This window comes from Candidatus Methylomirabilota bacterium, assembly GCA_035315345.1.
In the GTDB taxonomy this organism is placed as follows: Bacteria; Methylomirabilota; Methylomirabilia; order Rokubacteriales; family CSP1-6; genus CAMLFJ01.
In genome coordinates this window covers 95,550-117,725 of record DATFYA010000193.1, presented here as the reverse complement: position 1 = coordinate 117,725, position 22,176 = coordinate 95,550, and the positions used below count along the sequence as shown (strand labels likewise).

The 22,176-nt window shown below is 71.7% G+C and carries 24 protein-coding genes; 17 read left to right on the top strand and 7 right to left on the bottom strand.

From position 1 onward, the window contains the following. Positions 1-895 (top strand): nucleoside hydrolase (locus tag VKN16_25175; GenBank protein HME97513.1); only part of this gene is annotated, 895 nt, incomplete at its 5' end. Beyond that, entirely contained in the window at positions 877-1,803 is a 927-nt protein-coding gene (rbsK, locus tag VKN16_25170) for a ribokinase (protein ID HME97512.1), read from the top strand. The genes VKN16_25175 and rbsK, both read left to right, overlap by 19 nt. A 6-nt stretch (positions 1,804-1,809) precedes the next feature. Here rbsK and VKN16_25165 read toward each other — a convergent pair whose 3' ends face one another. Together VKN16_25165 and VKN16_25160 are read right to left on the bottom strand one after the other, a co-directional pair. Beyond that, complete coding sequence (locus VKN16_25165) at positions 1,810-2,949, bottom strand: glycoside hydrolase family 3 N-terminal domain-containing protein (GenBank protein ID HME97511.1); 1,140 nt, start codon at positions 2,947-2,949, stop codon at positions 1,810-1,812. Then, positions 2,946-3,761 (bottom strand): BtpA/SgcQ family protein, encoded by an 816-nt coding sequence (locus tag VKN16_25160; protein HME97510.1) that lies wholly within the window; start codon positions 3,759-3,761, stop codon positions 2,946-2,948. The genes VKN16_25165 and VKN16_25160 overlap by 4 nt, the downstream gene beginning before the upstream one ends. 123 nt (positions 3,762-3,884) lie before the next feature. Between VKN16_25160 and VKN16_25155 the strand changes: the two genes are divergently transcribed. Genes VKN16_25155 through VKN16_25145 form a run of 3 tightly spaced genes read left to right on the top strand, consistent with a single transcriptional unit; the run spans position 3,885 to position 7,007 of the window. Continuing rightward, positions 3,885-5,126, top strand: a complete 1,242-nt coding sequence (locus VKN16_25155; GenBank protein ID HME97509.1) for an MFS transporter — start codon at positions 3,885-3,887, stop codon at positions 5,124-5,126. Continuing rightward, complete coding sequence (locus tag VKN16_25150; GenBank protein ID HME97508.1) at positions 5,126-5,911, top strand: enoyl-CoA hydratase; 786 nt, start codon at positions 5,126-5,128, stop codon at positions 5,909-5,911. The genes VKN16_25155 and VKN16_25150 overlap by 1 nt, the downstream gene beginning before the upstream one ends. 19 nt (positions 5,912-5,930) lie before the next feature. Then, positions 5,931-7,007 (top strand): patatin-like phospholipase family protein, encoded by a 1,077-nt coding sequence (locus tag VKN16_25145; protein HME97507.1) that lies wholly within the window; start codon positions 5,931-5,933, stop codon positions 7,005-7,007. A 13-nt stretch (positions 7,008-7,020) separates the two neighbouring features. On the opposite strand, the gene VKN16_25140 is transcribed toward VKN16_25145, so the two are convergent. Both VKN16_25140 and VKN16_25135 read right to left on the bottom strand, forming a co-directional pair. Then, the gene (locus VKN16_25140) at positions 7,021-8,235 is read right to left on the bottom strand and encodes a threonine ammonia-lyase (protein HME97506.1); all 1,215 of its coding nucleotides are present in this window, start codon (positions 8,233-8,235) and stop codon (positions 7,021-7,023) included. Beyond that, positions 8,235-9,104 carry an isoaspartyl peptidase/L-asparaginase gene (locus tag VKN16_25135; GenBank protein ID HME97505.1) on the bottom strand — a complete coding sequence of 290 codons (870 nt, stop codon included), beginning with the start codon at positions 9,102-9,104 and terminating at the stop codon, positions 8,235-8,237. Before VKN16_25135 ends, VKN16_25140 begins: the two co-directional genes overlap by 1 nt. A 71-nt stretch (positions 9,105-9,175) precedes the next feature. Between VKN16_25135 and VKN16_25130 the strand changes: the two genes are divergently transcribed. Genes VKN16_25130 through VKN16_25115 form a run of 4 tightly spaced genes read left to right on the top strand, consistent with a single transcriptional unit; the run spans position 9,176 to position 12,929 of the window. Continuing rightward, a complete protein-coding gene (locus VKN16_25130; GenBank protein ID HME97504.1) occupies positions 9,176-9,508 on the top strand; it encodes a hypothetical protein in 333 nt (110 codons plus the stop codon). Next, positions 9,492-10,196, top strand: a complete 705-nt coding sequence (locus VKN16_25125) for a uracil-DNA glycosylase (GenBank protein HME97503.1) — start codon at positions 9,492-9,494, stop codon at positions 10,194-10,196. The genes VKN16_25130 and VKN16_25125 overlap by 17 nt, the downstream gene beginning before the upstream one ends. Positions 10,197-10,243: 47 nt before the next feature. Beyond that, positions 10,244-11,608: a pitrilysin family protein gene (locus VKN16_25120; GenBank protein HME97502.1), complete on the top strand. Its 1,365-nt coding sequence runs from the start codon at positions 10,244-10,246 to the stop codon at positions 11,606-11,608. Between the two features lie 19 nt (positions 11,609-11,627). Beyond that, on the top strand, positions 11,628-12,929 hold the full coding sequence (locus tag VKN16_25115; protein HME97501.1) for a pitrilysin family protein: 1,302 nt from the start codon (positions 11,628-11,630) through the stop codon (positions 12,927-12,929). Between the two features lie 16 nt (positions 12,930-12,945). Here the strand turns inward: VKN16_25115 and VKN16_25110 are convergent, their stop codons facing one another. Beyond that, a complete protein-coding gene (locus VKN16_25110) occupies positions 12,946-13,479 on the bottom strand; it encodes a Slp family lipoprotein (GenBank protein ID HME97500.1) in 534 nt (177 codons plus the stop codon). Between the two features lie 98 nt (positions 13,480-13,577). Here VKN16_25110 and VKN16_25105 point away from each other — a divergent pair, with 98 nt between their 5' ends. The 4 genes from VKN16_25105 (at position 13,578) to VKN16_25090 (ending at position 17,193) form a co-directional block, all read left to right on the top strand. Then, positions 13,578-14,129 carry a hypothetical protein gene (locus tag VKN16_25105; protein ID HME97499.1) on the top strand — a complete coding sequence of 184 codons (552 nt, stop codon included), beginning with the start codon at positions 13,578-13,580 and terminating at the stop codon, positions 14,127-14,129. A 7-nt stretch (positions 14,130-14,136) separates the two neighbouring features. Then, a complete protein-coding gene (locus VKN16_25100; GenBank protein HME97498.1) occupies positions 14,137-14,556 on the top strand; it encodes a thioredoxin family protein in 420 nt (139 codons plus the stop codon). 13 nt (positions 14,557-14,569) lie between these two features. Then, the gene (locus VKN16_25095) at positions 14,570-15,538 is read left to right on the top strand and encodes a quinone oxidoreductase (GenBank protein HME97497.1); all 969 of its coding nucleotides are present in this window, start codon (positions 14,570-14,572) and stop codon (positions 15,536-15,538) included. Between the two features lie 74 nt (positions 15,539-15,612). Then, the gene (locus tag VKN16_25090; GenBank protein ID HME97496.1) at positions 15,613-17,193 is read left to right on the top strand and encodes an AsmA-like C-terminal region-containing protein; all 1,581 of its coding nucleotides are present in this window, start codon (positions 15,613-15,615) and stop codon (positions 17,191-17,193) included. On the opposite strand, the gene VKN16_25085 is transcribed toward VKN16_25090, so the two are convergent. Then, positions 17,162-18,010, bottom strand: coding sequence for a methyltransferase domain-containing protein (locus VKN16_25085; GenBank protein HME97495.1), 849 nt, complete (start codon positions 18,008-18,010; stop codon positions 17,162-17,164). The genes VKN16_25090 and VKN16_25085 overlap by 32 nt on opposite strands. Positions 18,011-18,105: 95 nt before the next feature. Between VKN16_25085 and VKN16_25080 the strand changes: the two genes are divergently transcribed. Genes VKN16_25080 through dapF form a run of 3 tightly spaced genes read left to right on the top strand, consistent with a single transcriptional unit; the run spans position 18,106 to position 20,949 of the window. Continuing rightward, complete coding sequence (locus tag VKN16_25080; GenBank protein HME97494.1) at positions 18,106-19,248, top strand: citrate/2-methylcitrate synthase; 1,143 nt, start codon at positions 18,106-18,108, stop codon at positions 19,246-19,248. A gap of 28 nt (positions 19,249-19,276) precedes the next feature. Beyond that, positions 19,277-20,077 (top strand): glycosyltransferase, encoded by an 801-nt coding sequence (locus VKN16_25075; protein HME97493.1) that lies wholly within the window; start codon positions 19,277-19,279, stop codon positions 20,075-20,077. A gap of 8 nt (positions 20,078-20,085) precedes the next feature. After that, a complete protein-coding gene (dapF, locus tag VKN16_25070; protein ID HME97492.1) occupies positions 20,086-20,949 on the top strand; it encodes a diaminopimelate epimerase in 864 nt (287 codons plus the stop codon). Between the two features lie 7 nt (positions 20,950-20,956). Here the strand turns inward: dapF and VKN16_25065 are convergent, their stop codons facing one another. After that, the gene (locus VKN16_25065; protein ID HME97491.1) at positions 20,957-21,490 is read right to left on the bottom strand and encodes a peptidylprolyl isomerase; all 534 of its coding nucleotides are present in this window, start codon (positions 21,488-21,490) and stop codon (positions 20,957-20,959) included. A gap of 117 nt (positions 21,491-21,607) precedes the next feature. Here VKN16_25065 and VKN16_25060 point away from each other — a divergent pair, with 117 nt between their 5' ends. Further along, positions 21,608-22,021: a hypothetical protein gene (locus VKN16_25060; GenBank protein HME97490.1), complete on the top strand. Its 414-nt coding sequence runs from the start codon at positions 21,608-21,610 to the stop codon at positions 22,019-22,021. Positions 22,022-22,176: the final 155 nt, after the last annotated feature.

The following is a 22,176-nucleotide window of genomic DNA, read 5'->3' as shown; positions in this document are numbered from 1 at the left end:
CGTCGAAGCGATCACCACCGTCGCGGGCAACGTGTCGGTGGACCTGGCCACCGTGAACGCCCGCCGCATCCTGGCGGTGGCCGCGCCCGATCCGATGCCGCCGGTCTTCCAGGGTGCGCCGACGCCGCTGAAGGGCGCGCTGGTCACCGCGGCCCACGTCCACGGCGACGACGGCCTCGGCCACCTCGATCGCTTCGTGGAGCCCGACGGCCGGCCCCGCTATCCGGAGCCCGCGGTCCCTCTTGAGACGGCCGCGGCGGCGGAAGCGATTCTGGACACCGCGGATCGCTGGGGCCGGGACCTGACCATCGTGGCCCTGGGGCCGCTCACCAACGTGGCCGCCGCCCTCGCCCTCGACGCCCGGGGCCTCGCCCGGGCCGGGCGGATCGTGGTGATGGGCGGGGCCATCGCGGTGCCGGGCAACGTGACGCCGGCGGCCGAGTTCAACATCCACGTCGATCCCGAGGCGGCCGCGATGGTGCTCTCCGCGGGCCTGCCGATCGAGCTGATCCCGCTCGACGTGACCCGCCAGGTGGTGCTGGCCGAGCGCGCCCTCGTCGGACGTCTGCGCGGGCGCGCGAGCCCCGTCGCGCGCTTCATCCTCGATTTCACCGGCCACGGCTTCGCCTTCGGCGACGAGCGGGAAGGCGGCGGCATCGTGCTGCACGACCCGCTCGCGATGGCGGTGGCGCTCGATCCGTCGCTCGTGACCTTCGAGGCGCTCCACGTCGAGGTCGAGTGCGAGGGACGGCTCGCCCGTGGCCTGACGCTGGCCGACCGCCGTCGACCTCCGGCCGGCGGTCCCGCGTCGCCCGCCTGCCGGGTGGCCCTCGCGGTGGACGTGGAGCGGGCGCTGCGTCTGGTCCTGGAGGGCCTGTGCCCCGCGTCTGCGTGATCGGCTCCGCGAACCTCGACTTCACGGTGGCGCTCCCGCGGCTTCCGCGGACGGGCGAGACGGTCTCGGCGGGTACCCTGCTGGTCGACCGCGGTGGCAAGGGCGCCAACCAGGCGGTGGCGGCGCGACGCCTGGGTGCAGAGGTGCGGATGATCGGCTGCGTCGGCGACGACGACTCCGGCGGCGAGATTCGTCGAGCCCTGCGCGAGCAGGGAATCGGGGTGGACGGCATCGCGACCTCGTCGGACGCCGCGACCGGCACCGCGCTGATCTTCGTGGACCGGGAGGGCCGCAACCAGATCGGGGTCGCCCCGGGGGCCAACCATCGGCTGACCGTCGAGATGGCGCGGGCCGGCCAGGACGCGATCGCGTGGGCCGAGGTGCTGGTGAGCCAGCTGGAGGTCCCGGTGCCGGTGGTGCGCTGGGCGCTCGAGACCGCCCGCCGGCACGGCGTGCCCACCGTGCTCAATCCGGCGCCGGTCCAGGAACTGTCGGACGAGCTCCTCTCACTGGTGACCTACCTCACGCCCAACGCGGGCGAGGTCGCGGCGCTGACCGGCATCGAGGTGCGGGATCTCGAGTCGGGGCGACAGGCGGCCGCGCGCCTGTGCGAGCGCGGCGCGGGGACGGTGATCATCACCCTCGGCGAGCAGGGTGCGCTGGTCTGCGACGGCGCCTCCGCGGTGCACTTCGAGGCGTTCCCGGTGGAGGTGGTGGACACCACCGGCGCGGGCGACGCGTTCAACGGCGCGCTGGCGGTCGGCCTGGCGGCCGGCGGCAGCCTCGAGCAGGTGATCCCGCTGGCCAGCGCCGCTGCCGCGCTCACGTGCACGCGCCGCGGGGCCCAGGACGCGCTGCCCGACCGCGCCGACGTCGAGCGCTTCCTTCAGTCTCTCCGGGGCCGCTGAAGGGCCCTAGCGCAGGCGGACGCGGAGGGCGTCGACGCGCGCCACCGCCGCCTGCACGGTGGACTCGCTGAGCCGCCCGTCGGCGATGGCGCGGGTGACGGCGGCGACCACCCGCTCGGCCGCCCGATCGTCGATCCGCCCCGTGTTCTGGGAAACCAGGAGCACGTCCACGCCCGCGTTGAGCGCCAGCACCGACGCCTCCTCGAGCCCGTAGTGCTGGGCGATGGCGCCCATCAGCAGGTCGTCCGATACCACGACCCCGTCGTAGTGGAGCCAGCCGCGGAGCACGCGGCGCACGGTGAAGCGCGACAGCGTCGCGGGGTCCCACGGATCGAGGCCGCGATTGAACACGTGCGCGGTCATCACGCTATCGGCCAGGCCGTCCGCGATGAGCGCGCGGTAGGGTGAGAGCTCCACGCGCAGCACCGCGGTATCGGTCACCTCGGTGAAGCCCAGGTGGGAGTCCTGGCGGCTCGAGCCGTGGCCGGGGAAGTGCTTCAGCGCGGTGAGCACGCCCGCCTCGTGCATGCCCTGCACGAAGGCGCGCGCATGCGCGATCACCCGCTCCGGATCGGCGGAGTACGTGCGGCCGGTGGTGACCACCGCCGGGTTGGTCGGGTTCACCGCCACGTCCACCACCGGGGCCAGGTCCCAGTTGATGCCGGCCTCGCGCAGCATCCGGCCCATGCGGCCGGCCTCGGCCCGGGTGAACGCGGGATCATCCCGCGCGCCCACCTCCTGCGCCGACAGGGTCGGCAGATATCCCAGGCGCGGCGAGAGGCGCATGACCCGGCCGCCCTCCGCGTCGGTGGCGATGAAGAGCGGCCGCCCCGCGCAACCCGCGGCCAGAGCCTGCAGGTCGCGGGTGAGCGTGGTGATCTGCTCGGGGCTCACCATGTTGCGCGGCCGGCCCGACGCGGCGAAACGCTCGAAGAGGAGCACGCCGCCGACCTTGACGTCGCACACCAGGCGCCGCACTTCCGCGTTGCCGGCGACCTCCGTGCCGCTGAAGCCTACCAGGAGGAGATCGGCGATCCGCAGGCGCACCGGATCGGGGGCGGGGCGAGGCGTCACGAGCGCGCAGCCGGACACCGCCAGGGCCAGCGCGAGAAGCGTCCCTCGACGACGGAGGGGCCGAACGCTCACCCGCGGGCGCCGCGGGCGGCCGCGACGAGGCGCCGCACCCGCTCGGCGTCGACCGGGTTCGGGAGACGGCCGTCGCGCTTGATCGAGGTGCCCACGATCACCCCATCGGCCACCGAGAGCAGCTCGGCGACCGTCTCGGGCGACGCGCCGCTGCCCACCAGGAGCGGGGCCTCGGGGACCGCGCCGCGCACCCGCTTGAGATCGCTCATGGGCGTCGGCTCGCCGGTGGCCGCCCCCGAGACCACCAGCGCGTCGGCGAGACCGCGCGCGAAGCAATCGCGCGCCTCCTGCTCGATCGGCACCGGGGCCAGCGGCATCCCGTGCTTGGCCTGCACGTCGGCGAGGATGGCCACGTTGGCCCCGAGCAGCCGGCGGTAGCGGAGGCTGTCGTGGGCGTCGGACTGAATGAGGCCCTGATCGGCCACCACCGCGCCCACGTGGACGTTGACGCGCACGAAGCGGGCGCCCGCGCTGGCCGCGATGGCCAGGGCAGAGCGGACGTCGTTCTTCAGCACGTTGACCCCGATGGGCAGGCGCACCTGGCGCCGGATCTCCGCGACCGCCACCGCCATGCCGGCCACGCTGGCCGCGTCCACGCGCCCGGCGGTGAAGGGCACGTCGCCGTGGTTCTCGACCATGATCGCGTCGGCGCCGCCCTCGGCGAGCGCCCGCGCGTCGTCGAGCGCGGCGCGCAGCACGCCGGTCATGTCGCCGTCCCAGCGAGGGCTGCCCGGGAGCGCGCGGAGGTGCACCATGCCGATCACCGCGCGGGTGATCCGATCGGGAAGTCCGAGCACGGCCGCGATGGTCATGTGATCGCGGAAATCATAGCACGCGAGAATGGCGGCCCCCGACCGCGACGCTGGAATATACTGACTCATGTCATGGCGATGACGCCGGGAGCCGCCGCGCCGCGAATCTTCTACGGATGGTGGGTGGCGCTGGCACTGGCGATCATCGTGCTGCTCTCCTCGGGAATCCGCTTCACGATCGGTCCCTTTCTCAAGCCGGTGACCGACGACCTGGGCGTCGACCGCGGCAGCTTCTCCCTCGTGGTCGCGGCCTCGCTCCTCCTGTACGGCGCGTTCATGCCGCTGGTCGGACGCCTCGTGGACCGGATCGGCGCGCGCGTGGTGTGCGCGGGCGGTGCGTTCGTGACGGCCGTCTCGCTCGTGCTCACCGGCCGCATGACCACCCTGTGGGAGTTCTATCTGTACTACGCGGTGATCGGCTCGCTCGGCCTCGCGGCCACCGGCCACGTGATGGGCTCGGTGATGCTGGCCCGCTGGTTCGTGCGGCACCGCGGGGTCACCATGAGCTCGCTGGGCTCCGCCTCCATGGCGGGCATGGCGGTGCTGGTCCCGGCCGCGATGTGGAGCATCCTGCGGTACGGATGGCGGACGAGCTGCGTGATCCTCGGGGTGGTCTCGCTGGCCATCACCCTGCCGCTGGCTCTCTGGGTACTCCGCGACGATCCCGAGAGCATGGGGCTGCACCCGGACGGCCGACCGGCCCCGCCGGCGGCGGGCGTCGCGTTCGTCGAGCGCACCGCGATCGCGGACGCGCTGCGGATCCCGTCCTTCTGGCTGCTCACCGCGGGACTCTTCAACTGCGGCTTCTCGATGAGCCTGCTCTCCGCCCACGGCGTGCCGATGCTGACCGACCACGGCTTCCACCCCATGACCGCATCGTCGGCGATCGGCTTCCTGGGGATGACCGCGATCGGGGGCGGGCTGACGCTCGGGCTCATCTCCGACCGCTGGGGGCGGAAGCCGGTGCTCGCCGCGGTCTACGTGCTGCGGGTCGCCGCCTTCGGCATGCTCTTCACCGTCCACGACCCCCGGCTGCTCCTGCTCGTGGCCGCCATCGGCGGCGTCGGGATGTCGGGCAGCCTGGCCATGACCTCGGCGCTCACCGGAGACCTGTTCGGCCGGTACTCGGTGGGCTCGCTCTTCGGTCTGATCTTCCTCTCGCATCAGGCGGGCGCGGCGCTGGGCTCCTGGCTGGGCGGCGCCCTGTTCGATCTCACCGGCGGCTACGGCGCCGCGTTCGCGGTGGCCGCGGCGCTGCTCCTGATCGCCGCCGGGCTCAGCCTCGCGATCAACGAGACGGCGCGGACGGCAAGCCGCGCGGTGCCGCTGCCGGGTCGGCCACATCCGGTGGCTGGAGGACGCTGATGGGCTATCGCACCATCCTGGTGGATCGGACCGACGGCATCGCGACCATCACCCTGAACCGGCCCGAGGCGCGCAATGCGCTGGACCTCGTGATGCGCCGCGAGCTGCTCGCGATCCTCGACGAGCTCGACGTCGACGCGGCGTGCCGCGTGGTGGTCCTCACCGGCGCGGGCGGGCACTTCTCGGCCGGCGGCGACGTGAAGACCATGGCGGCCAAGCGGCACACCGCGGCGGAGGGGCGCGCCCGGGTGGAATCGCTGAACCGCTTCGTCGTCCGGCTGTTCGAGTTCCCGAAGCCGACCATCGCGATGGTGGACGGCTTCGCGGTGGGCGCCGGATGCAACATCGCCCTGGGCTGCGACCTGGTGATCGCGTCGGACCGGGCCCGCTTCGGCGAGGTGTTCGCCAAGATCGGTCTCGTGCCGGACGGCGGCGGGACCTGGCTGCTCCCGCGCCTGGTCGGGCTCGCCAAGGCCAAGGAGCTCGTGTTCTCCGCCGACATCATCGACGCGGCCGAAGCCCTGCGCATCGGGCTCGTCAACCGCGTGGTGCCCGCGGCCGATCTGGAGAAGACCACGCGGGCATTCGCGGCGCGCATCGCGGCCGGCCCGCCCGCCGCGCTGAGCCTCGCCAAGGCCCTGCTGAACCGCTCGGCCACCGTGGACCTGGCCACGTCGCTGGGCTTCGAGGCCTACGCCCAGGCCCAGACCATCACCTCGGAGGACCACGCCGAGGGGGTCCGCGCCTTCCTCGAGAAGCGGCCGCCGACCTTCACCGGCGCGTGACCGCCGACCGCTCCCGCCGGTGACGTCCGCGAACGGGTTTCGTGGCTGGCTGGAGCGCCTCGGCTGGAGCCGCGCGCCCGCGCGGCGCGGGCTGGTGCTGGCGGGCGGCGGCGTCATCGGGGGCATGTACGAGGTCGGGGCGCTCGCCGCGCTCGACGAGGTGCTGCCCGACTTCCGGGCCAACGAGTTCGATCTCTACGTGGGGTCGAGCGCGGGCTCGGTCGTCGGCGCGCTGATGGCCAACGGGGTGAGCCCGCGCGAGCTGTACGCCATTCTCGACGAGGAGCGCGACGATCCGCTCAACTTCCAGCGTGGGTCGGTGTATCACAAGGGCTCGTTCTCGGGGGCGGCGCGCAACCTGGCCCAGTTCGTGTGGGCCATCGGCAAGCGGGCGGTGACCGACTTCCGATTGGAGTGGCCCGACCTCCTGGCCCGGAGCGGCGGCGACATGCCGGCCGGCTTCTTCTCGCTGGCCCCGCTCGAGGCCTACATCCGCGAGGCGTTCCAGGCCAAGGGCCTGTCGAACAGCTTCACCGGCACGCCCCGGCCGCTCCTGGTGGCCGCGGTCGCACTCGACCGCGCCGAGCGCGTGGTCTTCGGATCGGGCGATCACATGGGCGTGCCCATCTCCCAGGCGATCGCGGCATCCTCGGCGATCCCCGGCTTCTTCGAGCCCTTCCGGATCGACGGCCGCGACTACGTCGACGGTGACGTGGGCTACACCGGCCACGCGGACCTGGCCGTGGACGCGGGCGCCACCGTGCTGGTCGCGGTCAACCCGGCGGTGCCGCAGTGCCTGACCGAGCCCGACGCGCCCGAGATCCGCCGCGGAGGACTCTACGCGATCGTGGAGCAGACCACCCACATCGCGAGCCTCAACCTCTTCAATCTGGGACTGCGCGAGATCAAGCTGCGGCACCCCGCGGTGGAGATCCTGGTGATCCAGCCGGAGCCCAAGCCGTCGCCGCTGGTGGGCCCGTCCATGGGGTTCGAGGCCAGCCGCGCCGCGCTCCGGTACGGCTACGAGACGGTGAAGGAGTGGCTCGCCGGTCCCGAGGGCACCACCGCCGCCCGCTTCACCCTCTCGCGGTCCTGACGCGGCGGCCGGGTCAGGTGGGCGCGACCTCCTCGGCCGAGTAGCCGGCCTCGGCGAGGTGACGCTTGATCGTGGCGATCTGGTCGGGGCCGGAGGTCTCGAGCGTCACCTCGACCTCGCTGTCGCCCACCGGGGCGCGCGAGAACGCGCGGTCGTGCTCGATGTGCAGCACGTTGGCCCGATCCGCCGCGAGCAGCGCGGTGAGCCGGCTGAGCGATCCGGGGCGATCCCGCAGATGCACGCGGAGGCGCACGAGCCGGCCGTCCTTGACCAGGCCGCGCTCGATCACGCGGGCGATCACGTTGACGTCGATGTTGCCGCCGGAGAGGACCAGCCCCACGCGCTTGCCCTCGAGGTCCACGCGCCCGTTGGCGAGGGCGGCGAGCGCCACCGCGCCCGCGCCCTCCACCACCGTCTTCTCGATCTCCAGCAGCAGGAGGATCGCGTTGGCGATCTCCTCCTCGGTCACGGTCACCAGCCCGTCGACGTGACGGCGCGCCAGATCGAAGGTGTGGGCGCCGACCCGGCGCACCGCGATGCCGTCGGCAATCGTGGTGGCGGCCGGCACCGTGACCCGATCGCCCGCCGAGATCGCCGCGGTCATCGCCGCCACCTCGTGTGCCTGCACGCCGATGACGGTCGCCGACGGCCGGGTCGCCTTGACCGCGACCGCCACCCCGCCGATGAGCCCGCCCCCGCCCACCGGCACCAGCACCGCGTCGAGCCCCGGCACCTGCGCGATCATCTCGAGCCCGATGGTGCCCTGGCCGGCGATCACCCGATCGTCGTCGAAGGGATGCACGAAGACCAGGTGGCGCGCGGCCTCGATCTCGCGCGCGCGGACGTAGGCCTCGTCGAAGTTCTCGCCGTGGAGCACCACCTCGGCGCCGTGCCGGCGCGCCGCGGTGACCTTGGCGAGCGGCGCCCATTCCGGCATCACGATGACCGCCGCGATGCCGAGGCGGGCGGCGTGGAAGGCGACGGCGAGGCCGTGGTTGCCCGCGCTGGCCGCGATCACGCCCCGGCGGCGCTCGGCCGGCGAGAGCTGGAGCAGCAGGTTCGCCGCGCCACGCTCCTTGAACGAGCCGGTCATCTGCAGATTCTCCAGCTTGACGAAGACGCGCGCCCCGGTGAGCTCGGAGAGTGTCTCCGAGTAGGGGCAGGGGGTCTCGGTGATCGTGCCGGCGATGCGCTTCGCGGCCTCCCGGATGTCGGCGACGTCGATCATCAGAAGGGCAGCTCCGGCTCGGCGTGACGGGGGGACATGAGTCCGACCGGCATGAGGGCGGTCGACCGCGCCCAGCCCATGCGCCCGCGCCAGTCGAGCAGGATCAGGCCCCCCTGGCCCAGCCCCTCCTCGACGAGGACGCTCAGCGCCACCTCGCAGGCGTGCGCGGGATCGCCCACCGATTTCAGGATCTCGAGCGTGCGCCGGGCGAGGACGACCCGGATGATCGCCTCGCCGTCGCCGGTGCAGGAGACGCCGCCCAGCGTGCTCTCGGCGTACGTGCCGCAGCCGATCAGCGGGCTGTCTCCGACGCGCCCGGGTGCCTTGCCCGCGGTGCCGCCGGTGGACGTGGCCGCGGCGATCGTGCCGAATCGATCCAGCGCCACCGCGCCGACGGTTCCGGCCTGCAGGGTGGCGAGGCGGCGGCGCTGATGCTCGGTCACCAGGGCGGTCGGGTCGCAGAGAGGCACGCCGAGCTCGCGGGCTCGAGCGAGCGCGCCTGGACCCACGAAGAAGGAATGCCGGCCGTCGTCCAGGATGCGGCGGGCGAGCGTCACCGGATTCGGAACTCCGGAGACGGCGCCGACCGCCCCGTTGCGGAGCCTGTCGCCTTCCATGATGGCGGCGTCGGCCTCCACGGTCCCGGCGCTGGTCAGCACGGAGCCGCGCCCGGCATTGAACCGCGGGTGGTCCTCCAGGCGGCGGACGGCGGTCTCGACGGCGTCGAGGGCGGTCCCGCCCTCGTCCAGGGCTCGCCAGCCGGCGGCGGTCGCGTCGCGAATGCCCGACCGCAATTCGTCCCGGCCACCGGGATCCGCGCCGGCTCCGCCGTGCACGATGAGCGCGGGAACCCGGGCGGTCGGACGCACGACCCCAGGGTAGCACTGCCACCGCCCCGGCCGTCTGCCCACGCGAGACCAGGTGGTGTATCCTAGCGGCCATGGGCAGGGTGCAGCGGGGGCTCGCGTCGGTGGCTGTCCTGGTCGGCTCGATCGGGGTCGTGCTCGCGGCCGCCCGCCCGGTCGACGCGGCCGGCCCCGGCATGGGCGGCGGCTACGGCATTCCTCACGGCCCGTCCATGCCATCGCAGAAGTACGGCGGCGCGCCCGCTCCCAGCACGCCGGGCCGGCAGAAGGGCAAGGGCGGCAGCTCTTCGTCTCAGTCCGGGCCGACGACATTCGGCTACTGGGACGGCCAGCGCTTCGTCCGCAGCCCCGGCCCCTGGGTCGCGCCGGACAACGGATCCAAGGCCGCCAATCAGCGCCTCCGCTGAGTCCGGCCTCCTCGACCTCGCCCGACGCATCGTCGCCTGCCGTCGCTGTCCACGACTCGTCCGCCATCGCGAGCTCGTCGCCCTGCACCCGCCGCCGCGTTATGCCGGACAGGACTACTGGGCCCGTCCGCTCCCCGGATTCGGTGATCCCGCGGCGCGCGTGCTGCTGGTCGGGCTGGCCCCCGCGGCGCACGGCGGCAACCGCACCGGACGCATGTTCACGGGCGACCGCAGCGGCGACTGGCTGTTCCGGGCGCTCCACGAGGTCGGCATGGCGAGCCAGCCCACGTCGACCCACGCCGGCGATGGGCTCGAGCTGATCGACGCCTACATCACGGCGACCGCCAGGTGCGCTCCGCCGGCCAACAAGCCGACGATCGCGGAGATGAAGCGGTGCCAGCCGTTCCTGCTGGAGGAGCTGCGCCTGCTGTCGCGCGTGCGGATCGTGGTCGCGCTGGGCAAGATCGGGTGGGACGCGTACCTGCGGAGCCGCCCGGCGCGCGGGCTCGGGCTCCCGCGTCCGCTGCCCCGCTTCGGACACGGCGCGGAGGTTCGGCTGCCCGACGACGGGATCGTCCTGCTCGGCACCTTTCATCCCAGCCAGCAGAACACCTTCACCGGCAAGCTCACCCGCACGATGCTGCGCTCGGTCTTCGCCCGGGCGCGAGGTCTGGCCCAGCGCGCCTAGGACCGGGCCGGCGCACCGCCGGCGCGGCGGGGTGCTACCATGTCGCCATGATTCGCGTCTCCGGGCTGTTGGCTCTCGTCTTCTCCCTCGGCATCACCGCAACCGCTCTCGCCCAGCCGGCCGGCTCGACGCCCCCGCCGGTGAAGCTCCAGGTCATCGAGGCCACGCTCGACAACGGGCTCCGCCTGCTCGTGCAGGAGGATTCGCGCAACCCGATCGTGGCCGTGCAGATCCTGTATCGCGTCGGCTCGCGCAACGAGCGGCCGGGCGCGACGGGCCTCGCCCACTTCCTCGAGCACCTCATGTTCAAGGGCACGCCCACGCGCGGGCGCGGCGAGATCTCCCGGCTCATCGAGCAGAGCGGCGGGCGAGAGAATGCGTTCACCACCAAGGACATGACCGGCTACTACACCAACATCGCGGCCGATCGTCTGGACCTGATTCTGCAGATCGAGGCCGATCGGATGCGGAACCTGCTGCTGGATCCCGCGGAGATCGACTCCGAGCGCAAGGTGGTCCTGGAAGAGCGCCGCATGCGGAGCGAGGACGATCCGGACGGCGCCGTGTACGAGGCGATGAGCTCGCTGGCCTTCAAGGCGAGCCCGTATCACTGGCCCACCATCGGCTGGATGGCCGACATCGAGCGCATCAACGCCACCGAGCTGCGCGCCTTCTACGACACCTACTACCGGCCGAACAACGCGGTCCTGACCGTGGTGGGCAACGTGAAGGCCGCCAACGTGCTGGCGCGGGTGCGGCAGTATTTCGGGGCGATCCCGCGCGGAACGGCCCCGCCCGCGGTGACCGCGGTCGAGCCCCCGCAGATCGACGAGCGGCGGCTGCTGCTGCGCAAGGAGGGCGCGCAGCTCCCGGTCGTGAACATCGCCTGGCACGTGCCCAACTACACCTCGCCGGATGCCCCCGCGCTGGAGCTGCTCTCGCAGCTGCTGTCGGAGGGCCGCGCCTCCCGTCTCTACCGGCGGCTCGTGTACGACAAGCGCATCGTGCTGGGAGCGGGCGGGGAATACTCGTACTCCTCGATCGATCCGTCGCTGTTCTGGTTCTACGCGACCCCGCTGCCCGACCACACCCCGGAGTCGGTCGAGCAGGCGCTGCTCGACGAGGTCGAGCGGCTCAAGCAGGAGCCGGTGCCCGCGGAGGAGCTGGAGCGGGCGCGCAACCAGATCGAGGCCTCGTTCGTCTGGCAGCAGGATTCGGTGTTCTCCCGCGCCTCGGTACTCGGCCGCTTCGAGATCCTCGGGTCCTGGCGCCTCCTCGAGGACTACCTCCCGAGGCTGCGGGCGGTGAGCCCCGCGGATCTGCAACGGGTCGCGCGCACCTACTTCCCGGTCGACCGCAAGAACGTGTCGATCCTGCTCCCGGTGCCTCCGGCCGCCGCGCCGGCCCGGTGAGCCCGGCTGGGAGCCGACCGTGAGAGCAAGACGACTGCCCGCAGTGATCCTGCTCGCGGCGCTGCTCGCGGTCCCGGCGGCGGCCACGGCGCCGCTGGCCCATCGCGAGATCCTCCCGAGCGGCGCGGTACTGCTCGTCGCGGAGCGTCCGGCCGTCCCGATCGTGGTTCTGCAGATCGCGGTGCCGGGCGGCTCGGTCCGCGATCCGGCCGACGCGCTGGGTCTGGCCAACCTCACCGCCGACTCGATCACGCGGGGCACGACGCGACGGTCCGGTCCCGAGCTGGACCGCGCCATCGAGTTCGTGGGGGGCAGCCTCGAGGCCGGCGCCGGCCGTGACGGCGCGACCCTCTTCCTCTCGGTGCTGAAGAAGGACCTGCCGCTCGGTCTCGATCTGCTCGCGGAGGTCCTGCTGCATCCGGCGTTTCCCGCCGACGAGGTCACCCGGAAGATCGGCGAGATCCAGGCCGGGCTGCGCCGGTCGGAGCAGAGCCCGGGCACGGTGGCGGGACGCGCGCTGGGTCCCATGATCTTCCCCGGTCATCCGTACGGCCGGCCCTCGGCCGGCACCATCGAATCGGTCGGCACGCTCACCCGGGAGCAGGTCGTGGAGTTCTACCGAGCCCACTACCGGCCCGACGGCGCCGTCATCGTGGCGGTGGGCGACATCACGGTGGCCGAGATCCGCGCCGCCCTCCTGTCGCGTCTCGCCGGCTGGGCCAGCCCGTCGGCGACGCTGCCGCCGATTCCCAAGCCCGGCGCGCCGGTGATCGCAGAGACGCGGAGGATCACGCGCGATCTGAGCCAGACCACCGTGCTGCTGGGCCGACCGTCCATCCGGCAGGACGACCCGGACTACTTCCCGCTCTCGGTCGCGGCCTACATCCTGGGAGGGGGCTCCGCCTCGCGGCTCTACACGCGGGTCCGCGAGGAGCGCGGGCTCGCCTATTCGGTGTACGCGGCGGTGCAGCCGGGCCGCTACGGCTCCTCGTGCGTGGTGTCGCTGCAGACCCGCAACGATGCGGTGGCCCAGGCGGTCCAGCTGGTGCGCGATGAGATGGCCCGCATCGGGCGCGAGCCGGTCACCGCGGCGGAGCTGGACTCGGCCAAGTCGTATCTCATCGGCAGCTTTCCGCTGCGGCTGGACACGTCCGGCAAGGTGGCCCGCTTCGTGGCCGCGGTGGAGGAGGGCGGGCTCGGGCTCGACTATCCGGATCGCTACAAGGAGCGCATCGGACGGGTCACCGCCGCCGACGTGCAGCGAGTGGCCGCGCGCTACCTCGATCCCGCGACGTTCGACTCGGTGATGGTCGGCAAGTAGCGACCCGCGCGCGCGGTCACCACCACCAGCCGTACGGGTAGAAGCCCCGCCGGGGCCAGAAATAGTACGGGTCGTAATAGGGCCACGGGCCGTACGGATAATAGTAGTCGGACCCCAGGGTGACGTCCTTCGGCCAGAGCCGAATCCGCTCCACCTGGATCACCGGGTAGCGATAGGGGACGTCGCCGACCTTGCGCTCCTCCACGCCGGACACGGTGCCGATCACGGTAACCCGTCGCCCCTGGCCGTAGACCGCCGGATCGAGGAACGCAGGGGAGCGGAGCAGCAGACGACCCGGCGACTGGTCGCCGCGGTCCGGGGCGCCGTCGCTGCCGAGCCGGCGGGCGAGCAGCTCGATCTCCGTCTCATCGGTCCGGGGCTGGGTGGAGAGGATATCCCCGCCCACCATCACCCGCTGTCCCTTGAACGCGACGGGATCCGGGCGCAGCATCTCGACGGTGACGGCGGTGTTGACCGTGCTCATCACCTCTTTCGGGAAGGCAGAGGCGCAGCCGCTCAGCAGCACGGCGAGAACGAGCCACCGGTACATGATGCGACGATACCGCCCGTCCCGGAGGGCCGCAACCGCTGTGCTACAATGCGCTCCACATGAGGCGGGCTCGCTCATGCCGGTGGTGGTGCTCGGCGATGGCCGCCGCCCTGTCGCTCACGTGCACCGCTCCTGTTGACGCCGCACTGTTCGCCCTCACGCCCCGGGATCGCGACGAGGCAGTGCGTGCGGGACGACGCAGCGTCATCGACGATCAGTGGGGCGGCGAATGGCGGGTGAACGGGGGCTCGGGCGAAGCGGTCATGGTCATGACGCCGTTTCATCGACTGGCCCTGGCCGCGCGCAACTCCGCCTTCCAGGACCGGGAGCTGAAGCCTCGCGACATCGAATCCGTCCTGAAGGACCAGGAAGGCAAGCTCGTGTTCTGGGTGACCCTCCGCGGAGGACGCGTCGACTTCGCCCGATACTACGCCCCCACGCTGCTCGCGCGGCAGCAGGAGCTCAAGGCCTCGTTCGCCCAGAACGAGCGGACCGCGCTCCGCGGCGACGACGGTCAGTTCACCGCCCGGTGTGTCTACGTGTTCTCGGCCGAGGGCGTGGATCCCAAAGCGACCGTCACGCTCCTGGTGCGGGACGTGGAGGCCAAGGTGGTCGCCAAGTTCACCGTCGACCTCGCGTCGATGCGCTAGCCATCGGATGATCACCGCCGCGCGATTCGCGGAGGGCATGACGGTGGCCGAATACCTCGACCAGATGCGCGTGAACAAGGAGCGGTTCGTGCGGGTCATGCGCGAGGCCGCGATCGAGGACGAGGATCGCGAGGCGCTGCGGCGGCTGGGCCCGGGACTGCGGATCCTGATCGTCACCGAGGACTGGTGCGGGGACGCGCTCTACAGCTTCCCGGCGCTGGCCCGGCTGGTGGAGGGCGAGCCCGGCGTCGAGGTACGGGTCTTCCTTCGAGACAAGAGCCCCGACGTGATGGACCAGTATCTGAAGCGGGGACTCTACCGCACGATCCCGGTGTTCGTGTTCTTCGACGAGCGCATGAACGAGCTGGCGCGATTCGTGGAGCGTCAGGACGTGGTCAGCGAGCTACACACCCTATCGAAGGTCTGAAGGAGGAGAAGCCATGAAGGCGATCCGCGTGCACGCTCCGGGCGGGCCCGAGAGCATGAAGCTGGAGGAGATGCCCGCCCCGACTCCGGCGGCCGGGCAGGCGCAGGTGAAGCTCGAGGCCTGCGGGGTGAACTACATCGACGTCTACTTCCGCACCGGCGCCTACAAGGCGACGCTGCCGTTGACGCCCGGCATGGAAGGAGCGGGCACGGTGACCGCGGTGGGGCCCGGGGTCTCCGACGTGAAGGTGGGCGATCGGGTGGCCTGGACCGGCATCATCGGCTCGTACAGCCAGATGCACGTCGTGCCGTCGGACCGTCTGGTGGCGCTGCCGAGCAAGCTCACGTTCAAGGACGGCGCGGCGGCCATGCTCCAAGGGCTCACCGCCCACTACCTCGTCACCTCGACCTGGCCGGTCAAGAAGGGCGAGACCGTCCTGGTCCAGGCCGCCGCCGGCGGCATGGGCCTGCTGCTCTGCCAGATGGCCAAGATGCGCGGGGCGACCGTGATCGGCACAGTCTCGACCGAGGAGAAGGCGGCCCTGGCCAGGGCGGCGGGGGCCGATCACGTGATCCTGTACACGAAGCAGGACTTCGAGCCCGAGGTGAAGCGTCTGACCGGCGGGCGCGGCGTCGACGTGGTGTACGACGGCGTGGGGGCCAGCACGTTCGACAAAGGGCTCAACTGCCTGAGGCCGCGCGGCCTCATGGCCCTGTTCGGGGCGGCCAGCGGTCCGGTGCCGCCACTGGACCTGCAGCGGCTCAACGCGGGGGGCTCGCTGTTCGTGACGCGGCCGAGCCTCAATCACCACATCGCCACGCGCGACGAGCTGATGCAGCGCTCGAACGAGCTGCTCGGCTGGATCAGCGAAGGCAAGGTCAAGCTCCGGGTGGATCACCAGTTCCCGCTCGAGCAGGCCGCCGAGGCGCACCGGCAGCTCGAGGGACGGAAAACGACCGGCAAGATCCTCCTCATTCCATGAGGGGAGGCCTCGGCCGTGAGCGCGCGGCCGGCCCGTCCGGGGGCCGCGCGCCGCGCTCAGGCTGACGCCCGATCATGCTGAAGTGGGCCCTGATCGGACTGCTCGCGGTGGCGGTGATCGTGGTGGGCTCGATTCTCGCCCTGCCGTGGCTGCTCGACACGCCCGCCATCCAGGCGTACATCCAGCAAGCGGCCGGTCACGCGCTGGGCCGGCCCGTCAAGTTCGACAGTCTCTCCATCACCGCGCTGCCGTTGCCGACGGTGCGCCTGCGTGGCCTGCAGGTAGCCGAAGATCCCGCGTTCGGCTCCGCGCCCGTCATGACCGTCGCGGAGGGGCGCATGCGGATCCGCCTGTGGTCGCTGTTCCAGGGCCGGGTGGACCTGGCCAATCTCCTCCTGCAGGAGCCGCGCGTCCACGTGGTCGAGGACGCGGCGGGCCACCTCAACATCGCGACGCTCGGCGGCAGCGGCGGCCCGGGCCCGGCGGCGCCGCCTCGCGTGGGCAAGGGACGCGCGGCGGCGCCGGCCACCGCCGCAGTGCCGCTCACGCGCATTCGTATCGCGAACGGGACGGTGGACTACGACACGCCGGGCCGCCGCCTGACCGTGGATCGCATCAACCTGACCGTGACCCAGAGCGCGGGCGGGCTACGGGCGTTGGGAGAGGCCCAGGGGCCGGGCGGCGTCAAGCTCACGATCGCGGAGGCGGTGGTGACGCTCGCATCGGGCCGCCCGGTGGGCGATGCCCAGCTGAAGGCCACGATCGACGTGGAGAGCCGCGATGTGAGCGCGGCCGCGTCGGCCATCGGTATGGGCACCGGCGTGTCCGGCCCGCTGCGGGGCCGGCTCGAGCTGGCCGGCACCATGAATCGGCTCACCGCCAGCGGCGCGCTCGGCTTCGATCGGCTCACGCTGTCGCGGCGCGATCCACGGTGCGGCGATACCCGACCCCGCACGCTGGCGCTCGTCGACGTGCGGATGCCGCTCGTGTACGCGCCGCCCCGGCTCGAGAGCCAGCTGGTGCAGGCCAAGGTCGCGAAGGGGACCGTCACGTTCCGGCTGACGATGGGCCCGGGGCCGCCGCGCGTCGTCACGCTGCGCGACATCACGGTGAAGGGCATGCAGCTCGAGCCGGTGCTGGTGGACTACCTCTGCCAGCGCAACGCGGTGACCGGGCCGCTCGATCTCACCGGCCAATCGAGCCTCCAGCTGCCCGGCATGTTGCCCACCATGCGCGGATCGGGGCGCCTGTCCGTGGGCCCAGGGCGCGTGGTCGGACCCGATCTCCCGAGCGCGCTCAGCCAGGCGCTGGCCCTGACCGATCTGGTATCCGCGACCCTCGACCCGAAGGCGGCGCGGCCCGGTCCGCGCTCGCCCCTGAGCTTCGATTCGATCACCGCCAGCTACACGATCGCCGACGGCGTCGCGCACACGGACGATCTCGTCTACGTGGCGCGCGACATCCGGGTCACCGGGGCCGGCAGCTATGCGCTGACGGACGGCCGCACCGCGATGGACGTGACCGTCACCCAGGGATCGAACCGGGTGAAAGCCCGGCTCACCGGCGCCGCCGGCTCGATGAGCATCGTGCCGACCGACGTCCGGGTCAAGGAGCCGAAGGACCTCAGGAAGGCGCTGGACCGGCTGCTGCGCTGAACCGCGCGCCTCCGAGCTTGCCCGCTTCCACCAGGCCCACGAAGAACGCGTAGAGCTGATTGTACTCGTCGTAGCGGGCCGCGCCCAGGCGCGCGATGGTCTGCTCGCGCAGGGCGCGATACATCCGAAGGCGCTCGCGCAGGATTTCGATCCACTCGGGAGAGAGATCCTCCGCCTCGATGGAGTCGAAGCCGGCGCCGGCCAGGAGTCCCCGGTAGGCGTCGATGCTCTGCAGGCTCACCGCGACCATCCATTCGTCGAGCCGCCGGCGCTCGTTGTCGCCCAGGCGCGGCCGGGCCACCCAGTCACTGAAGGCGAGGCGCCCGCCCGGGCGCAGCACGCGCGCGACCTCCGCCAGCACCGCGCCCTTGTCCGGCACGTGCAGCAGCCCCTCCTGGCTGACCGCCGCGTCGAACGCGGCGGCCCGGAACGGCAGGACCTGGGCGTCGGCCCGGATGAGCCGCACCATCGGATGGAGACGCACCAGGACGGTGAGACGGTGGCCCGCCGCGCAGCGGGAGTGGGTCAGGTCCACCCCGGTGACGGAGACGCCCATCCGATGGGCGAGGAAGCGCGCGGGCCCGCCGAGGCCCGCACACACGTCGAGCACCGACATGCCCGGGCGGATGGCGGCGCGGCGCGCGAGCGTCTCCACCGCGCGGAGCCCACCGTAGTGATCCTGATCCCACGGCCAGAGATCTTCCGGGCGCAGATCGCCGACACGATGCGCGTGAGCATGCGCGGACTCGAGGACCTGGGCCTCGTTGATGGGGTGACGATCATAGAAGTCGACGACCGCGACGCGGGACTCGCGCACCGGGGCAGTGTACGGCGGAGCGCGCCTTGAAGTCACCAGGGGCGTGTGGTAGAAACAGTCGTTTCCAACCGCCACCAAGGGAGAACCGGAAGACCATGACGGACGCCGCGGTCAACCCTCTGAAGGCCGGTCTCGAGGACGTCGTCGTCTCTCCGTCGGAGATCTGCTTCATCGATGGGCGCAAGGGGCGGCTCATCTATCGCGGCTACGACGTGGACGACCTGGTGGCGCATTCGACCTTCGAGGAGGTGACCTACCTCCTCTGGCAGGGCCGGCTGCCCTCGCGGAAAGAGCTGGACGCGCATATCAAAGCGCTGTCCGCCACCGCGAATCGCAAGCTCCCGCCCAAGCTCGTCGCGATGCTCCGTTTGCTCCCCAGGAAGACGACCCCGATGGAAGTGATCCGCACCGGGGTGTCGGCGCTGTCGACCTTCGACCCGGACGCCGCCGACAACAGCCGCGAGGCCACGCTGCGGAAGTCTCTCCGCCTCACCGCCCAGCTGCCCACCCTGGTCGCGGCCTGGGAGCGCATTCGGCGCGGGAAGACGCCGATCACGCCGAACCCGAAGCTCAACCTGGCCGGAAACTTCCTGTACATGATGAGCGGCAAGAAGCCTACCCCGCTCGCCGCCCAGACCTTCGACACCGCGCTGATCCTCCACGCCGACCACGAATTCAACGCCTCCACTTTCGCGGCGCGCGTCACCGCGGCCACCCTCTCGGATCTGCACTCCGCGGTGGTGTCGGGCATCGGAGCGCTGAAGGGCCCGCTGCACGGCGGAGCCAACGAGCAGGTCATGCTGATGGTGGAGAAGATCAAGGACCCGGCGAAGGCCGAGGCGTGGATCCGCAAGGCCCTCACCGACAAGGCGCGCATCATGGGCTTCGGCCATCGGGTCTATCGCGTCGAGGATCCGCGGGCCAAGCACCTCAAGCGGCTCGCCCTCGAGCTCGGTCAGCAGGTGGGCGATACCAGCCGGGTGGAGATCCTGGACACGGTGGTCCGGGTGGTCGGCTCCGAGAAGCACATCTTCCCGAACGTCGATCTCTATTCCGGCGCGGCCTACTCCGCGATGAGCATTCCCACCGACCAGTTCACCCCGATCTTCGCGATGAGCCGGATCGCGGGCTGGGCCGCGCACGTGCTCGAGCAGCACGGCAACAACCGGCTGATCCGGCCCCGCTCCGACTACACGGGCGCGATCGACCTCAAGTACGTCCCGCTCGCCGACCGGTAGGCGAGTCGGGGGCCGGGCCGGCCCCGCGGTGGCCGCCGCGGCGACGAGCGTGGTGCTGGTCGTCCACAACCAGGTCGCGCTCACCCGGACCTGCATCGACAGCCTCCAGGGTAGCAGCGTGCCGTTCGAGCTGTGCGTGGTGGACAACGCGTCCTCGGACGGCACCGCCGAATACCTCGACCAGCTCGAGCGCACTCGGCCGGTCCGCTATCGTCGCAACGAGGACAACGTCGGTCTCATCCGCGCCTTGAATCAGGGCGCCGAGCTGGCCACCGGCGAGCTGCTGTGCTTCCTGCACAACGACACCGAGATGCGCGACCCGCGCTGCCTCGAGCAGCTGGGCGCCGCGGTGCGGTCGAGCGCGCGCATCGGGCTGGCCGGGCTCTACGGGGTGCGCCGGCTGCGGCGCGACGGGCGCTACGTGGGCCGCACCATCGTGCACTGTCTGGCCGGGGAGGAGAACCTGCGCGCGCCCACCGTCGAGGTGGCGGCGGTCGACGGCGTCTGCCTCTTCCTGCCGCGCGACGTGCTGGACGCCGTGGGCGGATTCGACGAAGGCTACGGCTTCTTCCACGGCTACGATCGTGACCTCTCGTTCTCGGTGCGCGAGCTGGGCCTTCGCTGCGCGGTGGTGAGCGCGCCGTTCGTCCACCGGGGCGGGGGCACGCGCACCGGCGCGGACGCGCCCACGAGGCCGCGGGCGGACCTGGCCCAGCGCCGCGCGGCCCTGGCACGCTTCGCCGCGAAGTGGCGGCACCGGCTGCCCGCCGACGTGCGCGCGCTGCCCGAGCGGCTGCGTGATTGGCTCGCGGCGCCGCCGAAGGTATGATGCCGCGCATGATTCCCTTCGCGAAGGGTCACGGGCTCGGCAACGACTACATCGTCATGGACGCCGCGGACCTGTCGGCTCCGCTCAGCGAGTGGCAGATCTCCCGTATCTGCGACCGAAACTGGGGCGTCGGCTCGGACGGCATCCTGCTCCTCACCGAGGCGTGGGACGGGGCCGACTTCGGGCTGCGCATCCTCAACCCGGACGGCAGCGAGGCGGAAAAGTCGGGCAACGGACTCCGCATCTTCGCCAAGTATCTCTACGATCACGGCCACGCCCGGCGCGACACCTTCACGGTGGCGACCAAGGGCGGCCGGGTGGAGTGCCGGTGTCACGTGGTGGACGGACAGATGAGCCTGGTCACCGTCGAGATGGGCCGCTGCACCTTCGTGGCCCCCGAGATCCCGATGAACGGACCGGAGCGGGAAGTCGTGAAGGTTCCGCTCCAGGTGGACGGCGAGACGGTGCTGATCACCGCGGTCTCGGTGGGTAACCCCCACTGCGTCATCTTCACCGACCGGCTGGACGAAGCGGTGGTCCGCCGGCTCGGGCCTCAGGTCGAGCACCACCCCGCGTTTCCCAATCGCATCAACGTGCAGTGGGCCCGGGTGGCCTCTCGATCCCAGGTCGACATCCTGATCTGGGAGCGCGGGGCGGGGTGGACGCTGGCGTCCGGATCGTCTTCGAGCGCGGTGGCGTGCGCGGCGGTGAAGAACGGCCTCTGCGACCACGGCCTGGTGACGGTGCGCATGCCGGGCGGCGAGCTGTCGATCGACGTGCGCCCGGATTGGTCGATCCGGCTGAAGGGCGCGGTCGAGGAGATCTACACCGGGAGGCTGACCGCCGGCTTTCTCCGCACCCTCGGAGTCTGAGCCTCCGCTACTTGGTCGGCGCTGGCTTCGGCGGCTCGACTCCCAGTACTTTGACGTCGAAGAAGAGCGTCTTCCCCGCGAGCGGGTGGTTGAGATCGAGGACCACGGTGGTCTCCTTGATCTCCTTCACCACTACCGGGCGCGTCTCCCCGGAGCCGCTGCGGGCCATGAGCGCCGTGCCCACCTTGAGGCCCTCCTTGGGGATCGCGTCCTTGGGCACCTCGGTCTGGGCGTTGGGCATGACGGGGCCGTAGGCGTCCTCCGGCTTCACCACGACCTTCTTCTCCTCGCCCGGGCGCATGCCGATCATCTCGCGCTCGAGGCCGGGGATGATCTGCTGCTGACCCTGCGTGAAGACCAGCGGACTCTTGCCCTTGTTGGTGTCCAGCACCTGGCCAGCCTCGTCCTTCAGCGTGTACTCGATGCTCACATTCGACCCGGTCTGAACCGCGCCCGGCTTGTCGGGGGTCGGGGCCTGGGCGAACGCCGCGGACGTGAAGAGCGCCACTGCCACGGCAGTCAGCTTCGCAGTGCGGATCATGGTGTCCTCCAGCGCGCGAAAGTAACGAGCGTGCGCGCGTTCCGACTCTACACCCGGCGCTCCGGAGCGCCAAACGCCACCGGCCCGCCGTCCGCTCGTGCTATCATCGCCAGAATCTTGAGAGCCTTCTGCGCCTGGTGTCAGCGAGAAGGAGGACCGGCCTTCCTCGGCGAGCGCGCGCCGCTCGACGACGACAGCGAGACTCACGGCGTGTGCCGCCGCCATCTCCAGCACATCCTGGCCGCTCTGCCCTCGCAGTCCTTCCCCGACGTGACCTATCTGTTCGTGATCAAGGCGGGGGAGGGCGAGCTGTACGACCATCTCGAGCGGTCGTTCCTGGGAGTGCGGGGCGTGAAGATCATCATGGAGCGGCGTCAGCGCGACCGCCGGGAGGTGCACCGGCAGGCGGCTGACGACCGGCGCCGCGCCGAGCGCCGACAGCCTCGCGGCACCTCCCACGCGCTGGGCTACACCACCGTGCGATTCGGCCACGCCCCGGCCGGCCGGGGCGAGGTGCCCGTCGCAATCTAGTCGGCGCGCCGGGCGAGCCGTTCGATGGCGCGGGTGGCCAGCTGAGCGTGTCCGCCCCTTCGACCCGCTCGGCTCGGTAGGCGGCCAGCTCCGCACGGATCACTTCGATCTCGTCCTGCAGCTGGCGGTTCTCCTGCTCGAGCCGGTCCGCGCGT